This is a genomic window from Nonomuraea sp. NPDC050202, assembly GCF_040656115.1.
Classification (GTDB): domain Bacteria; phylum Actinomycetota; class Actinomycetes; order Streptosporangiales; family Streptosporangiaceae; genus Nonomuraea.
Genome location: NZ_JBFALF010000014.1, coordinates 102,309 through 117,405 on the forward strand (window position 1 = coordinate 102,309; position 15,097 = coordinate 117,405).

Consider the following 15,097-nt stretch of genomic DNA (forward strand, 5'->3'; position numbering starts at 1 on the left):
TGCGGCAGAGCCGCGGCGGCCGGGGTCAGGACAGGAGGCGGGAGCGGGCGGCGACGGAGCGGAGGTCCGTCGGCGGGAGAGCGGCCAGGCGCTCCAGGACCTCGTAGTCGTTGCGGCCGTTGCACGTCTGCGCGTAAGCCCACAGCTCGTCAGGCCCTCCGCGCCGCAGCAGGAAGGCCCGCACCTGGGCCTCCAGCTCGTCCCGCTCCCGCCGGATCTCGGGCGACTCCGAGCGGGGCAGCAACGGCCCGGGGTAGGCGCGCGCCAGCGCCGCGGGATCGTCGGACGACAGCAGCCGGCGCACCTTCATGAAGTCGGCTTCCACGGGGCAGACCAGCCGGTACGGCTTGGCGGCGATGGCCTCCCCGAGCTGCCCGCGCAGCCGGTGGATCTCGGCCCTGATGGTCACCGGGTTGCCGTCGTCGCCGTACAGGTGGAAGGAGAGCTGCTCGGCCGTCAGCCCGTGCGGGTGGAGGGCCAGCAGGGCCAGGAGCTCGGCGTGGCGCAGCGACAGGGGGCGGTCGTCGTCGCCGTACGAGGCGGTGGGTGTGCCTTCGCCGAGGAGCGACAGGGTCAGCGCCGGTGGGGCGGCCGTCGGGCTGGGACGCAGGAGGAAGCCTTCGGCGAAGGGCTCGAGGAGGGCGGCGGTGCCGTCCCTGAGCACGAGGCGCCGCCCGGCCTGTTTGCCGAGGCGGACGCGCTCGCCGAGGTCGCCGCCTGGGTCGCCGGAGATGACACGGCCGGTGGACGACAGCAGGATGCCGGGGCGGCCGCGCAGCGACTCGAACCGGCGGCGCAGCCGCTCGTCACGCTCGTGCATGCGCAGGGCGAGCTGCGTCTCGGCGAGCTTGGCCGTGGCGGCCACCAGGGCGACGGTGGCCGGGTGCAGGCTGCGGGCGGTGCCGCTGACGTCGACGCAGCCGATGACGCGCCCCGAGTCGGGGTCGGTGATCGGAGCGGCGCTGCACGACCAGACGTGCAGCACCCGCATCAGGTGCTCCTCGGAGTACACGTGCACGGGCCGGCCGGTGGCCAGGGCGGTGCCGATGCCGTTGGTGCCGACGTCGTGCTCGCCCCACTGGTGGCCGTCGGCCAGGCCGATCCCGTCGGCGCGGCGCATGACGGAGTGGTTGCCTTCCCGCCACAACACCCGGCCGTCGCTGTCCGTAACGATCATGATGTGGCCGGTCTCATCGGCCAATCCGGACAGTGTGCGGGCGAGCAGGGGCAGCAGGGGCTGAAGAGGGTGGGTTCTACGGATGTCCCCCATGGAGGCGGGGTCGTAGACAAGCGGGGCGCTCTTGCCTTCCAGGTCGATCCCCGCGTCCAGCGAACGGCGCCAGGACGCCTTGATCAGATGGCGGGGCGACTCCGGCCAGGCCCCACCTGTCGCCACGGCTTCGTGTGCTCCGCGTAGAAGGCGGGAGTACGTGTCGAGATGGGCGTAACTCATCGGTCACTCCAAGTAGTCAATAAGAGCATCCGTCCTGCGCCCGCTCAGCGCAACCCGTTCAGGGGGATTGCGGAGGGTGATTGAATGAACGCAACGTGTGTGCAACGTTCCTCTGCGTAACGTCCTTGCCCAACGCGTCGGCGTGGTGCGGCCGCTCCGCCGGCGTGATGGCCGGGTCTCGGACGCTGGAGGGGGGCCGAGACCCGGCCAAAACACGCCGACGCCGGCCCGCATCGGGGGAACGAGGGCCAGGTCGGGGCGACGGTTCCGAACGGGGGAACGGGCGTCACACGCGGCACATGGGGCGCGAGCCGGATGGCCCGTACGGAGGTCGGGTGCGAAACGGGGGAACCTGCCAGTACATGACTTCGCTCAAACACCGTAGGCTCGTGGCAGTCAAGAACGCGGAGCCACGAGGAGCGCACGACGGTGAACCCAGGGGATGTCAACCTGCAGCAGCTGCTGGAGCAGGCACAGCTCATGCAGCAGCAGCTTGTGAGCGCCCAGCAGGAGCTCAACGACGCGCAGATCGAGGGCTCATCGGGCGGCGGCCTGGTCACGGCCGTCGTCAACGGGTCGGGCGAGCTGCTCGAACTCAAGATCGACCCGAGCGTGATCGACGCGGGCGACGCGCAGGACACCGCGGACACGATCGCCGACCTGGTGATCGCGGCAGTCCGCGACGCCGTGCGCGCGGCAGCCGACCTGCAGCAGGAGAAGCTCGGTCCGCTCGCCCAGGGGCTGGGTGGCGGCGGCCTCGGACAGTTGCCAGGGTTCTAGGCATGTACGAGGGGGTCGTCCAGAACCTGATCGACGAGCTGGGCCTGCTGCCCGGCGTCGGTCCCAAGAGCGCGCAGCGGATCGCCTTCCACCTGCTGGCGGCAGATCCGGCCGACGTCAAGCGGCTGGCGCACGCGTTGCTGGAGGTCAAGGAGAAGGTCCGCTTCTGCCGGGTCTGCGGAAACGTGGCCGCGGAGGAAGAGTGCCGCATCTGCCGCGACACCCGCCGCGACACGCATGTCATCTGCGTGGTCGAGGAGTCGAAGGACGTCGTGGCGATCGAGAAGACGCGCGAGTTCCGCGGCACCTATCACGTGCTCGGCGGCGCGATCAGCCCGATCGACGGCATCGGCCCCGACGACCTGCGCATCCGGGAGCTCATGACGCGGCTGGCCGACGGCCGCGTCACCGAGCTCATCCTCGCCACCGACCCCAATCTCGAGGGTGAGGCGACGGCTACCTACCTCGCCCGTCTGGTCAAGCCGATGGGCATCAAAGTGACACGACTGGCCAGCGGTCTGCCTGTGGGCGGTGATCTCGAGTACGCGGATGAGGTCACCTTGGGCCGCGCGTTCGAAGGACGGAGGCTGCTGGATGTCTGACCAGTGGAGCGCCCTGGCGGAAGAGATCTCCGGGCACGCGCAGAACTACGTGGACGGCCTGACCAGGATGGCGGGTGGCGAGGGCGGTGACGCCATCTGGTCGATCCTGCTGGTGGAGGTCGCCCAGATGAGCCTGGCGGGCGCCAAGCTCGGCGCCAACCGCGACGTCATCCTCGCGGGCAACTACGAGCCGCCGATGAGCGAGGACCCGGACATCGACGGGGTCCGCACGGCCCTGGCGGAGCGGCTGGAGGCGGTGGACGACTACGCCGAGGTGTTCGACCCGTACAAGGACACCAGCGTCACGCCGTACCGGCTGTCCGACGACCTGACCGCGGTGGCCGCCGACCTCATCCACGGGCTGCGCCACTACCACGCGGGGCGTCCGCACGAGGCCCTGTGGTGGTGGCAGTACTCCTACTTCAACACCTGGGGCAACCACGCGGGCGCCGCGATGCGCGCGCTGCAGGCCCTGGCGGCGCACTCCAGGCTCGACGTGGCCGAGGAGGCCACGACAGTCTGATCATCCACATAGTGGTACGAACCAACAGGCGCATGAGAGGCCCCCAGTAGACTGGCAGCTCACAGTCCTAACCGGGAGACTCTCGTGGCGCTCGTTGTGCAAAAGTACGGTGGTTCGTCCGTCGCCGACGCGTCCTGCATCAAGCGGGTCGCGCAGCGGATCGTCGCGACGAAAAAAGCCGGCAACGACGTGGTCGTGATCGTCTCCGCCATGGGCGACACGACCGACGAGCTGCTCGACCTGGCCGAGCAGGTGTCACCGCTGCCCCCGGGCCGCGAGCTCGACATGCTGCTGACTTCGGGCGAGCGCATCTCGATGGCCCTGCTGGCGATGGCGATCGCCAACCTCGGCCACGAGGCCCGCTCGTTCACCGGCTCGCAGGCAGGTGTGATCACCGACTCCACGCACGGCAAGGCGCGCATCATCGACGTGACGCCCAGCCGCATCCAGGAGGCGATCGACCAGGGCCACATCGCGATCGTGGCCGGGTTCCAGGGTGTCTCGCAGGACACCAAGGACATCACCACGCTCGGCCGGGGTGGCTCCGACACCACGGCCGTGGCACTGGCGGCGGCGCTCGACGCCGACGTCTGTGAGATCTACACCGACGTCGACGGCATCTTCACCGCCGACCCGCGTATCGTGCCCGCGGCGCAGCAGATCCCCAGGATCTCCTACGACGAGATGATGGAGATGGCCGCGTGCGGGGCGAAGATCCTGCATCTGCGCTGCGTCGAATACGCTCGACGGTTCAACCTGCCGATCCACGTACGCAGCTCGTTCAGCACCAAGGAAGGCACGTGGGTCGTCTCCGACCCTTACACCGAAGGAACCGAGATGGAGCAGCCGATCATCTCCGGCGTCGCGCACGACCGGAGCGAGGCCAAGATCACTGTTGTCGGGGTGCCCGACAAGGTCGGCGAGGCTGCCACGATCTTCAAAACGCTGGCCGACGCCGAGATCAACATTGACATGATCGTGCAGAACGTCTCGGCCGCCGCCACGGGTCGCACGGACATCTCGTTCACGCTGCCCACGGCCGACAGCCAGACGGCGCTGACGTCGCTGAAGAAGATCCAGCCCCGGATCGGTTTCGAGTCGCTGCTGTTCGACGACCAGATCGGGAAGGTGTCGCTGATCGGCGCGGGCATGCGCTCGCACCCCGGCGTCACGGCGACGTTCTTCGCGGCCCTCGCCGACGCGGGGGTCAACATCGAGATGATCTCCACCTCGGAGATCCGCATCTCAGTGATCGTCGAGCAGGACGGCGTCGACGCGGCCGTGGCGGCCGCGCACCGCGCCTTCGATCTCGACGCCGACCAGGTCGAAGCCGTGGTGTACGGAGGTTCAGGACGATGAGCAAGAGGCCCAGTCTGGCCCTGATCGGCGCGACCGGCGCCGTGGGCACCGTCATGCGCGACATCGTGTCCTCGCGTGAGGACATCTGGGGCGAGATCCGTCTCGTCGCCTCCGCGCGCTCGGCGGGCAAGGTGCTGCGGGTGCGCGGCGAGGACGTCGTCGTGCAGGCCCTGGCGCCCGAGGTGTTCGACGGCATCGACATCGCCATCTTCGACGTGCCCGACGAGGTGTCGGCCGAATGGGTGCCGATCGCGGCCGGCCGCGGCGCGGTCGTCGTCGACAAGTCCGGCACGTTCCGCATGGAGCCGGACGTCCCGCTGGTCGTGCCCGAGGTCAACCCGCTCGACGCGCGCGACAGGCCGCGGGGCATCATCTCGACCCCCAACTGCACGACGCTGTCGATGATGGCGGCCATGGGGGCGCTGCACGCCGAGTTCACGCTCACCGAGCTGGTCGTCGCCTCCTACCAGGCGGTCTCCGGCGCCGGGGTGGCGGGGTCCGCGCGGCTGTACGACGAGATCGAGGCGCTGGCCGGTGACCGTACGGTCGGTCAGAGCGCCGGTGACGTGCGCAAGGTGCTGGCCAACAAGCTGCCCGAGGAGTCGCCGTTCCCCGCGCCCATCGCGTTCAACGTGGTGCCGTGGGCCGGGTCCAACAAGGGCGACGGCTGGGCCTCGGAGGAGCTCAAGCTCCGCAACGAGTCCCGCAAGATCCTCGGCATTCCCGACCTGAAGGTCTCCGCGACCTGCGTCCGCGTGCCGGTGGTCACGACGCACTCGCTGGCCGTGCACGCGCGCTTCGCGCGTGAGATCACGGTCGCCGACGCGCACCGCATCCTGGAGGCGGCTCCGACGGTGGTCCTCATGGACGACCCCGAGAACGGGATCTGGCCGACGCCTCTCGACGTGGTGGGCAACGACCCGACGTACGTGGGCCGCGTCCGCCAGGCGATCGACTTCCCGAACACGCTCGACCTGTTCGTGTGCGGTGACAACCTGCGCAAGGGGGCGGCGCTCAACGCGGCGGAGATCGCCGAGCTGGTGGCTGCCGAGTTCTGATCCTCAGCCGAAGGGTGTGGCGTCGTGCGTCCTGCGCGGCGTCACACCTTTTTCACGGGTGCGCGCCGTGGCCCTGTCACCTGAACAGGATGTCCCAGTGGTCGCCCTCGTCGAAGAACGTCGTGCCCGACTTCGACTTGTAGATCCTGGCCCCGTCGCTGCGTACCCCGGCCCTTTCATGATTTTTCATGATGTGCCGGTCGATGCAGGCGTTGTGGGAGATGTCGAGCTTGTAGCCGTTCCCGTGGCTGAAGTGGCCGGGCGCGTGGCCCCGCTCGGTGCCGCCGGTCACCATGATCGGGCAGCCGCTTCTCTGTTTCAGCTTGATGGCCTTGGCGATCGTCCCGGTCCGCACCCGATCCAGCGACGTGCAGTGGTGCATGTGCTTGCTGGTGCAGTTGCCGGTGGACTGCGTGCGCAGCCCCGCGCTCCTCAGCCACCCGTTCGCGGTCGCGTGGGACATCCGCATGGCGGCCTTCCTCGGCAGGGCCCGCGTCAGATCGACCTGAGCGCGCTTGAGAGCGGCGTGCGGGCGTGCCTGCGGCATCCGGGCCACCCCGGTGCGTACGGGGCTCTTCAGCGCCTTCGTGGCCGCTTCCCGCGCCCCGGACCTTCCGGCCCGCCCGGCCTGCCCGGCCCGCCCGGCCCGCTCGGCCTTCGAGGCGGCGGCGTCGTCGGCCCTGCGCCCGCGGACCACCTCGTCCTGATCCGCGACGGCCACCTGGGCCTGATCGGCGGCGTCCAGCGGCCACTGGGCGTCCATCTCCGGCCAGTCGCTCATGTCCGAGAGCATGGGCTCGTCGTACGCCCACGGGTACGGCCCCATGTCGTACGCGTCCGAGAGGATCTCGGCCGCGGACGGTACGGGCTCGTACACGGGCAGGCCCTCGTACAGGCCGCTCCGCGCCGGTGACCCTTCGGGGTGGGTGGCGGCGGAGGCGGCCGAGGCCAGCGCGATTATGGTGATCTCAATGCCGAGGAGCGCGACGATGATCAGCCGCACTGTTCCACGTATCCACATGTCGATGCCTTTTCGCGGAAATAGCCCTTCCGCCTGAAACGACAATCCCACCTTTCACAGGAGATAACTCGTGCCGCGGGGACGACTTTGCCTTGTGGCGGTGATCACCGTGCGGCTCCATGACCTAACCTCGCTCGACGACGTAAAGTGACGAACGTGTCCGAAGCCCGAAACCGAGGATCGGAGAGCACCCGAGAGGTCATCGTCGAGACGGCCTTGCGACTGTTCAGGGAGCGCGGCTTCGACGCGACCACGATGCGGGCCATCGCCGCCGAGGCGGGGGTGTCGGTGGGCAACGCCTACTACTACTTCGACAGCAAAGAGGCGCTGATCCAGGCGTACTACGACCGCGCCCAGGAAGAGCACGAGGCGGCCTGCCGGGAGTTCCTGGCCACGGAGGAGTCGTTCGCGGGCCGGCTGAGCGGGGTGCTGCGCGAATGGGTGCGCGTGTCCGAGCCGTACCACGAGTTCGCCGTGAAGTTCTTCAAGCACGCGGCCGAGCCGACCAACCCGCTGAGCCCGTTCAGCAAGCAGTCGTCACCCGCCCGCGAGGCGTCGATCGCCATCTACCGGGAGGTCGTGGAGGGGTCGCGCGACCGGATGAACGCCGAGTTGCGTGAGGAGCTGCCCGAGCTGCTGTGGTTGCTGTCCATGGGCATGGTGCTGTTCTGGGTGCACGACACCTCGCCGGGGTGCGCGCGTACGTACCGGCTGATCGAGGTGACGGTGCCGCTGGTGGACCGGCTCGTCGGGTTGTCGCACCTGCCGGGGCTGCGGGGGATCACGAAGGACTTCATCGCGGCGGTTCACGAGCTGCGGGCCTAGGGGAACATACCGGTCGGTTGGTAGGGTCGTATCCCGACGATCTGGAGGCCGTGCATGAACTGGGGCATGACCATTCCCTTCTACGACCGCTCGCTGGCCAAGTCGCAGGACCTCATCGCCGAGCTGCCCGGGCTCGGCTACACCGACCTGTGGTCGGCCGAGGTGAACGGGGTGGACGGGTTCGTGCCGCTGGCCCTGGCCACGCAGTGGGCGCCGCAGGCCAGGCTGGGCAGCGCCATCGTGCCCGTCTCGACGCGCGGCCCGGGGCTGCTGGCCATGTCGGCGGCCACGCTGGCGGACCTGGCGCCCGGACGGTTCGTGCTGGGCATCGGGGCCTCCTCGCCGGCGATCGTCGAGCGGTGGAACGCGGGCACGTTCGACAAGCCGTACGCGCGTACCCGCGACACGCTGCGCTTCCTGAAGCAGGCGCTGGCGGGGGAGAAGGTCTCGCAGGCGTACGAGACGTTCGAGATCAAGGGCTTCAAGCTGGAGCGGGCCCCGAAGACGCCGCCGAAGATCGTGCTGGCGGCGCTGCGTCCCAGGATGTTGCGCCTGGCCGCGGCGGAGGCCGACGGGGCCATCACGAACTGGCTCTCGCCCGACGACGTGCGCAAGGTGCGCGCCGAGATCGGCCCGGACACCGAGCTGATCGCCCGCCTGTTCGTCTGCGTGGACACCGACACCGAGCGCGTCCGCGAGACCGCCCGGTGGATGCTGGCCAGCTACCTGACCGTCCCGGTGTACGCGGCCTTCCACGACTGGCTGGGCCGCGGCGAGGTGCTGCGCCCCATGCACGAAGCCTGGGCGGCCGGCGACCGGCAGGCCGCGCTCAAGGCCATCCCCGACGAGGTGGTGGACGCGCTGATCGTGCACGGCGACGCCGCCACCTGCCGGGCCCGGATCAAGGAGTACATGGCCAACGGGCTCGACACCCCGGTCCTCGCCCCCATCCCGGGCGGAGACGTCCCCATCGACCAGGCGGTACGCGAGCTCGCTCCGGAGAGGTGACGGCCATGCACGAGGTGCTGAGGATGGACGCCGTCGGCCAGGCCGAGGCGGTCAGGAACGGCCAGGTGTCGGCCCGGGAGCTGGCCGAGGCCGCGATCGCCCGCATCGAGGCCGCCGACGGGGAGCTGAACGCCGTCATCCACCGCCGCTTCGAGCGCGCGCTGGCCGAGATCGACGCGATCCCGGCCGACGCGCCCTTCCGCGGGGTGCCGATCCTGCTCAAGGACCTGGGCTGGCGGGAGGCCGGGGAGCCGTACAGCGCGGGCTCCGCCGTCCGTGACGGGCTGGTGGACGCCGCTGACGGGTACGGCGTCGTACGGCTGCGCGAGGCCGGGTTCGTGCTGCTCGGGCGGACGAACACGCCCGAGTTCGGCAGCACGATCAGCACGGAGCCGGTGGCGTTCGGGCCGACGCGCAACCCGTACGACCCGGCGTACTCGGCGGGCGGATCCAGCGGCGGCTCGGCGGCGGCGGTGGCGGCCGGGATGGTCGCGCTGGCCACCGCGAGCGACGGCGGCGGGTCGATCCGCATCCCGGCGTCCCTGTGCGGCCTGGTGGGGCTCAAGCCGACGCGCGGGCGCGTGAGCCTGGGGCCGGCGATGGGCGAGGGGTGGAGCGGGTTCTCGTGCCCGGGGTTCGTCACCAGGAGCGTGCGTGACACGGCCGCGGCGCTCGACGCCGTCGAGGGCATGCGCTCCGGCGACCCGTACGGCGCGCCGCCCCTGCCCGGCAGGCTCGCCGGCGAGGCGGGCCGGGATCCCGGCAGGCTGCGGATCGGGTTCCTGACCACGCATCCCAGGGGCGACGTGCCGGAGACGCCCGAGCTGACCGAGGCCGTCACCGGGGCCGCCGCGCTGCTGGAGTCGCTCGGCCACGACGTCGCCCCCGGCGGCCCGCGCGCGCTGGCCGAGGCCGACTTCCCCCTTCACTTCGGCGCGATCGTGGCCGACAACCTGGCCGCGCACGTCGCGGCGCTGAGCGAGCTGCGCGGCAAGCCCGTGGAGCTGGAGGAGCTGGAGCCGCGCAACGCCGCCATGGTGCGGGCGGGGCGCGGGCGCAGCGCCCCCGACCACATCAGGTCCCTGCAGTGGGTGGACGGTTTCCGCCGCCGCATGGCCGCCTGGTGGGACGAGGGCCACGACCTGCTGCTGATGCCGTCGCTGGGGGTGGCGCCGTTCCCGCTGGGCTGGATCCCGCCCGACGACCTCAGCATCGCCTTCGGCCGCACCGCGCACGCGGTGAGCTTCACCTCGCCGGTCAACGCGACGGGTCAGCCCGCCGTGTCGCTGCCGCTGCACAGGACCGCGGCGGGCCTTCCGGTGGGCGTGCAGCTCGTGGCCGCGGCCGGCCGGGAGGATCTCCTGGTACGGGTGGCGGCACAGATCGAGCAGGTCAGGCCGTTCGAGCACCTTGCCATGCCGTGACGTAGGGAACTCCTACCCCCGGCGACGCGTTATGTCGTGAAAAGCCGGGGGTAGGGGGATCGACATGATGGCGAAGGCAGCACGGGCAGCGGCGGCATGGCGGACCTACCGCGAGGTGACCAAGCCCGGGTCGCCCAAACTGACGACCAGGCTCAGGGCGATCCCGCGGATGGCGGGCGCGGTGATGCGCGGCGAGTACGCCGGCATGGGCAAGGGCAAGCTGGCCATGCTCGGCCTCGGCGTGGTCTACCTCATCTCGCCGATCGACGTCGTGCCCGACTTCCTCATGCTGATCGGCGTCGCCGACGACTTCGGCGTCTTCCTGTGGCTGATGGCCTCGCTGCTCGGCGAGAGCGGGCGGTACGTCGAGCACGAGCGCCACGTGATCCAGGCCAGGCTGGAAGAGGGTTAGATCTCCTCCATCCGCAGCCAGGCCCGGGAGGGCAGCGGGTGCCCGAAGAGCCGGGCGGCGTTGCCGTAGGCGACCCTGGCGATGTCGGCGGGGGGCAGCGTGCCGAGGTTGCGGGCCACCGACTTCTGGGTGTCGGGCCAGGTCGAGTCGGAGTGCGGGTAGCCGCTCTCCTGGAGCACGTGGTCGAGGCCGACCGCGAGCCGCACCCCGGACAGGGCGTGGTCGTCGAGCGTGCCGAAGAAGAAGTTGCGGCGCAGCACCTCGCTCGGCTTGATGCCGCCCTCCCACGACGCCTCGCCGGCGACCGGGTGGTCGAGGGCGTAGTCGGCGCGCTCGGCCAGCATCGGCAGCCAGCCCACGCCGCCCTCGACGATGAGGATGCGCAGCGAGGGGAAGCGCAGCGGCACGCCGGACCAGAGCCAGTCGGCGCAGGCGAACATGGCGCTGGTCGGCATCAGCGTGGTGATGGCCTCGATGGGCGTGTCGGGCGACGGCACGGGCGACCAGGAGGAGTCGCCGGTGTGCAGGCAGACCACGGTGCCGGTCTCCTCGCAGGCGGCGAAGAACGGATCCCAGTGGCCGGTGTGGATCGACGGCAGCCGCAGCCGGGTGGGGAACTCAGGGAAGACGACGGCCTTGAAGCCCCTGGCGGCGTTGGCGCGGATCTCCTTGGCCGCCACGTCGGGGTCGGGCAGCCACGGCAGCTGCAGGCCGATGATGCGCTCGGGGTAGGTGCCCGCCCAGACGTCGATGTGCCAGTCGTTCCACGCCTTGACCAGGGCCAGGCCGAGCTCCTGGTCGCGGGTCCTGGCGAACGGCATGCCGGCCTGCCCGGCGAGCATGCCGGGGAAGCAGAGCGCGGCCCAGATGCCGGCGACGTCCATGTCCTGGACGCGGGCCTCGATGTCGTGGCAGCCGGGGCGCATGTGCTCGAACCTGACGGGGTCGAGCGTGCGCTGCTCGCGAGGCAGCCCCGCGCCCACGTCGATGCCGGCGCACGGGTAGGTCGCGCCGTTGTAGCGCCAGACCTGGTGACCCGCCTCCGTCTCGACTACCTTCGGCGCGGCCTCGGCGTATTTCTCCGGCAGGCGGCCTTCGAACAGGTCGGGAGGCTCGATCAGGTGATCGTCGGCAGAGATGATCACATAGTCGCGCCGCCTGGGGTCAGGGTCGGGGAGCAGCGGCGTAGTCACGCAGGTAACCGTACGACGGCGGGATAACGTCGAACAAGCTGCGACGTATCCGTTGGGTATCCGAGGGGGTTTTTGACCCGGGACCGCCGGGAGGGGGATGGCTGGCGATCCCGGGAGTGGCGAACCCGCCTCGCGCAGGGACGGGTCCGCACGCCCACTACCCCGGCGGTGCCTGTTCAGTCAGCAAATGTCCGCGGAGTTCGGAGATTGCCGCGGGGGAGAGCCCGAGAACCTCCCTGACGTAGCCCTCGACGGAGCCGTGCCGGGCCGTGAGGTCGGTGAGGAAGAGCCGCATGGCCTCGGCGGGCGCGAGCCCGAACCCCGGCCACAGGGGCGCGTCGGGGTGCCGCCTCGTCCAGTCGGCGACGAAGCGCTCGGTGGCCAGGCCGGTGAGCGCGTAGTCCGCCACGATGTCGTCCTGGCTCACCCCCGCCAGCGACAGGACGAGCGCGGTGAGCACTCCCGTACGGTCCTTGCCTGCCGCGCAGTGCACGACCACGGGCGCGTTGTCGGCCCGCGTGATGGTCTCCAGGGCGGTCCTGAGGTTCTCGACGCCGTCCTCGGTGACCTCCAGGTAGCGGTCGGCGAGGTAGCGGGCGACGCCCAGCTCCTCGCTGAAGGCGCCGGTGTCCCAGCGGCGCCCTTCGATGGGCAGGTTCTGGTAGTGCTGGCCCTCGGACTCGGGGACCCGTCCGGCCTTCTCGACCTCGTACGGGTGGCGCAGGTCGATGACGCTGCGCACGCGCAGCGCCCGGAAGGCCGTCAGGTCGGCTCCGGTCAGCCAGCCCAGTGAGTCGGCCCGGTAGAGCCGCTGCCATCTGACGGTGCGCCCGTCGCCGGCGGCATAGCCGCCTACGTCGCGGAAGTTGCAGAGATTGGTGAACTCGATGTGGCGGATCACCCTTAACAGACTAATTGGCGGGGGTCTTCGCCTCCGGGACCCCAGCTGTCTCCTTGGCCCCCTGCGTTTTCCGCTCCGCGAGCTCGCGCCGGATCAGCAGTACCCAGCCGCCGACCGCGATGCCGATGAACAGCCACCACTGCACGCCGTACGCCAGGTTGAGCCCGCCTCCCGCGCCGACGTCGGGCTCGGGCACCGGCGCGGGCGCCGAAGCGGGCCTGGGCTGCTGCTCGGTCAGCTCGACGTAGCCGCCCACGAGGCGGTAGGGCAGGCCCTGCCCGATCTTGCCGGCGTCGATGAGGAGCACCTGGCCGGCAGGCAGGCCGGGGCGGTCGGTGATGCCGCTGTTCTCCTCGGTCTCGCTGGGGCGTAGCCGCCCCGTTACAGTTACCTGCCCGGTGGGCGCGGCGGGCACCTCGGGCGCGGCGTCGGCGGTGGCCCCGGCGGGCACCCAGCCCCGGTTGACGAGCACGCCCGTGCCGCCACCGGTGACCAGGGGGGTCAGCACGTAGTAGCCGTTGCGTCCCTCCTGGGGGCGGCGGCGGACGACGAGCTCGTGGGCCGCGTCGTACGTGCCGGCGACCGTGACGCGCCGGAACCGGTCGTCCTCCTCGACCTGCCGGCCCGCGCTCGCCAGCCGCTCCAGTGGCACGGGCGCGGCCTCGATGTTGGCGGTCACCCGCTCGCTGTTGGCCGAACGCTCCTCGAACCGCCCGAACTGCCAGCGCCCGAGGAACACGAAGGCGGGGATGACCAGGAGCACCACCACGTGGAGCGCGAGCCATCTGGGCGTCAGCAGGAACCGGTACACGCCTTCCAGGTTAGGCACCGCCACCGGTGGTCCCGCACTCAGGCGCTCCGGACGTCGGCACCTTCCCCGGGAACGGGCGTGACCTCGCGCGGCCCGCCCACCTCGTGGCCGTCCACGCAGCGGAAGCGCAGCTCGATGGGGGCGCCGCAGTCGCGGTGGGTGAGGATCACCGGCGGGCCCTCGTCGCCCGTCAGGTGCTTGTCGCCCCAGTGCATGAGCGCGACCAGCAGGGGATAGAGGTCGCGGCCCTTCTCGGTGAGCCGGTACTCGTCGCGCTGCCGCTGCCCCGGCTCGCGGTACGGCTCCTTGCGCAGCAGGCCCTCGTCGACCAGCCGGGCCAGGCGCGCGCTGAGCACCTGGCGGGGGGCGCCGGTGATCGCCTGCATGTCGGCGAACCTCCGCACGCCGCTGAACGCCTCGCGCAGCACCAGGAAGGTCCACTTCTCCCCGACGATGTCCAGGGTGCGCTCGATCGAGCAGTTGTTCACCCGGAAGGGAACGTTCATTTTTGCATTATACCTGAGTTCAGTTGACAGACTCAGCCGTCGAGGAGCAGGCTGGGTCTATGCAGGGAACCCAGATCCGCCCGGCCCGTCCCGACGACGAGGAGCGGATCAGACGCTTCCTGGCCGGCCTGTCGCTGCACACGCAGACGCTCCGGTTCTTCACCGGCGTCTCCAAGCCCGCCGCCGGCCTCGTCCGGGTACTGCTGTCGGTGGACGAACGCCGCGACGCGCTCGTGGCGACCACGGAGTGCGGTGAGATCGTCGGCCACGCCATGAGCTTCAAGGGCGACTGCGCCGACGTGGAGATCGCCGTGGTCGTGGCGGACGAGTGGCAGGGCCGCGGCCTGGGGCCGAGGCTGGTGGACACGCTGCTGCTGCGGGCCTCCGTGCGCGGTGCCAGGACCGTGGGCATGGACGTCCTGGGCGAGAACCGGCGCGTGCTCAGGCTCATCCGGCGGCTCTGGCCGGACGCCACGATGACGGTGGCTTCCGGGTCGGTCGAGGTAACCGCTATGATCGATCAGGCTGGCCTATTTGCGGAACAAGGTTCTGGTGCCACACCATTGACAGTGTGAAGAGTGTCAAGAACGGACGCGACGGCCGCACACGCATCATCGAGGGCGCCCTCCGCCGTTTCAGCCAGGACGGCGTCTCCGCCACCACCCTGGCCAGCCTCCGTGAGGAAAGCGGCGTCAGCGTCGGCAGCTTCTACCACCACTTCGCCAGCAAGGAGCACGTCTTCGGCGTGCTGTACGGCGAGATCCTCGACTCCTACCAGGCCAACTTCCTCGCCGAGCTGGTCCGCCACGAGGACGCCCGCGCCGGCATCGAGGCCATCGTCGCCTTCCACATGCGGTGGGCGGGCGAGCACCCCGAGCGGGCCAGGCTGCTCATCAGCGAGCGTCCGCCGCGCAAGCACGAGCCGGGCGGCGCGGAGGTGGCGGAGGCGCGTCGCGCGTTCTTCCGCCAGGTCTCCGACTGGTGGCGGCCGCACATGAAGAACGGCCGGCTCCAGCCCGTCCACGCGACCATGTGTTACGTGCTGTGGCTCGGCCCTGCGCAGGAGATGTGCCGGTTGTGGTTCGCGGGGGCGCACACGCCGACGGAGGAGGAGATCAAGGGGCTGGGCGAGGCGGCCTGGCAGAGCCTGCGCCAGCGGGCGGAATGAACCCTGCGCGGGGAGCGATGATCTGAGCACCGTCTGTGGTGTTATTGTCCAAA

General features: G+C 70.5%; 17 protein-coding genes. 11 read left to right on the forward strand and 6 right to left on the reverse strand.

Features of this window, described 5'->3' with window-relative positions:
• Positions 1–25: 25 nt before the first annotated feature.
• A complete protein-coding gene (locus AB0I79_RS31865) occupies positions 26–1,453 on the reverse strand; it encodes a GAF domain-containing protein (RefSeq protein WP_357880720.1) in 1,428 nt (475 codons plus the stop codon).
• Positions 1,454–1,882: 429 nt separating this feature from the next.
• Here AB0I79_RS31865 and AB0I79_RS31870 point away from each other — a divergent pair, with 429 nt between their 5' ends.
• From AB0I79_RS31870 to AB0I79_RS31890, 5 genes are all read left to right on the forward strand, one after another.
• Positions 1,883–2,233, forward strand: coding sequence for a YbaB/EbfC family nucleoid-associated protein (locus tag AB0I79_RS31870; protein ID WP_139629532.1), 351 nt, complete (start codon positions 1,883–1,885; stop codon positions 2,231–2,233).
• Between the two features lie 2 nt (positions 2,234–2,235).
• Complete coding sequence (gene recR, locus AB0I79_RS31875; RefSeq protein ID WP_357880723.1) at positions 2,236–2,835, forward strand: recombination mediator RecR; 600 nt, start codon at positions 2,236–2,238, stop codon at positions 2,833–2,835.
• Complete coding sequence (locus AB0I79_RS31880) at positions 2,828–3,358, forward strand: DUF5063 domain-containing protein (protein WP_185111399.1); 531 nt, start codon at positions 2,828–2,830, stop codon at positions 3,356–3,358. The genes recR and AB0I79_RS31880 overlap by 8 nt, the downstream gene beginning before the upstream one ends.
• 84 nt (positions 3,359–3,442) lie before the next feature.
• The gene (locus AB0I79_RS31885; RefSeq protein ID WP_357880726.1) at positions 3,443–4,717 is read left to right on the forward strand and encodes an aspartate kinase; all 1,275 of its coding nucleotides are present in this window, start codon (positions 3,443–3,445) and stop codon (positions 4,715–4,717) included.
• Positions 4,714–5,775, forward strand: coding sequence for an aspartate-semialdehyde dehydrogenase (locus tag AB0I79_RS31890; RefSeq protein WP_357880729.1), 1,062 nt, complete (start codon positions 4,714–4,716; stop codon positions 5,773–5,775). Before AB0I79_RS31885 ends, AB0I79_RS31890 begins: the two co-directional genes overlap by 4 nt.
• Before the next feature lie 76 nt (positions 5,776–5,851).
• Here AB0I79_RS31890 and AB0I79_RS31895 read toward each other — a convergent pair whose 3' ends face one another.
• On the reverse strand, positions 5,852–6,778 hold the full coding sequence (locus AB0I79_RS31895) for a hypothetical protein (protein ID WP_357880732.1): 927 nt from the start codon (positions 6,776–6,778) through the stop codon (positions 5,852–5,854).
• 174 nt (positions 6,779–6,952) lie between these two features.
• On the opposite strand from AB0I79_RS31895, the gene AB0I79_RS31900 reads away from it, so the two are divergent.
• The 4 genes from AB0I79_RS31900 (at position 6,953) to AB0I79_RS31915 (ending at position 10,465) form a co-directional block, all read left to right on the forward strand.
• On the forward strand, positions 6,953–7,621 hold the full coding sequence (locus tag AB0I79_RS31900; RefSeq protein WP_357880736.1) for a TetR family transcriptional regulator: 669 nt from the start codon (positions 6,953–6,955) through the stop codon (positions 7,619–7,621).
• A gap of 66 nt (positions 7,622–7,687) precedes the next feature.
• A complete protein-coding gene (locus tag AB0I79_RS31905; protein WP_357880740.1) occupies positions 7,688–8,629 on the forward strand; it encodes an LLM class F420-dependent oxidoreductase in 942 nt (313 codons plus the stop codon).
• A 5-nt stretch (positions 8,630–8,634) separates the two neighbouring features.
• The gene (locus tag AB0I79_RS31910; protein ID WP_357880743.1) at positions 8,635–10,053 is read left to right on the forward strand and encodes an amidase; all 1,419 of its coding nucleotides are present in this window, start codon (positions 8,635–8,637) and stop codon (positions 10,051–10,053) included.
• A 64-nt stretch (positions 10,054–10,117) separates the two neighbouring features.
• Complete coding sequence (locus AB0I79_RS31915; RefSeq protein ID WP_357880746.1) at positions 10,118–10,465, forward strand: YkvA family protein; 348 nt, start codon at positions 10,118–10,120, stop codon at positions 10,463–10,465.
• Here the strand turns inward: AB0I79_RS31915 and AB0I79_RS31920 are convergent.
• The 4 genes from AB0I79_RS31920 to AB0I79_RS31935 all read right to left on the reverse strand — a co-directional run bounded on the left by AB0I79_RS31920 (position 10,462) and on the right by AB0I79_RS31935 (position 13,876).
• Positions 10,462–11,658, reverse strand: a complete 1,197-nt coding sequence (locus AB0I79_RS31920) for an amidohydrolase family protein (protein WP_357880749.1) — start codon at positions 11,656–11,658, stop codon at positions 10,462–10,464. The two genes, AB0I79_RS31915 and AB0I79_RS31920, sit on opposite strands and share 4 nt — an antisense overlap.
• Before the next feature lie 157 nt (positions 11,659–11,815).
• Positions 11,816–12,559, reverse strand: coding sequence for a tyrosine-protein phosphatase (locus AB0I79_RS31925; protein WP_357880752.1), 744 nt, complete (start codon positions 12,557–12,559; stop codon positions 11,816–11,818).
• 10 nt (positions 12,560–12,569) lie between these two features.
• Complete coding sequence (locus AB0I79_RS31930; RefSeq protein WP_357880756.1) at positions 12,570–13,370, reverse strand: SURF1 family protein; 801 nt, start codon at positions 13,368–13,370, stop codon at positions 12,570–12,572.
• 38 nt (positions 13,371–13,408) lie between these two features.
• Complete coding sequence (locus AB0I79_RS31935; RefSeq protein WP_357880759.1) at positions 13,409–13,876, reverse strand: helix-turn-helix domain-containing protein; 468 nt, start codon at positions 13,874–13,876, stop codon at positions 13,409–13,411.
• Positions 13,877–13,935: 59 nt separating this feature from the next.
• Here AB0I79_RS31935 and AB0I79_RS31940 point away from each other — a divergent pair, with 59 nt between their 5' ends.
• Both AB0I79_RS31940 and AB0I79_RS31945 read left to right on the forward strand, forming a co-directional pair.
• A complete protein-coding gene (locus AB0I79_RS31940; protein WP_357880762.1) occupies positions 13,936–14,451 on the forward strand; it encodes a GNAT family N-acetyltransferase in 516 nt (171 codons plus the stop codon).
• Positions 14,448–15,044, forward strand: coding sequence for a TetR/AcrR family transcriptional regulator (locus tag AB0I79_RS31945; RefSeq protein ID WP_357880765.1), 597 nt, complete (start codon positions 14,448–14,450; stop codon positions 15,042–15,044). The genes AB0I79_RS31940 and AB0I79_RS31945 overlap by 4 nt, the downstream gene beginning before the upstream one ends.
• The last annotated feature ends 53 nt before the right edge of the window (positions 15,045–15,097 follow it).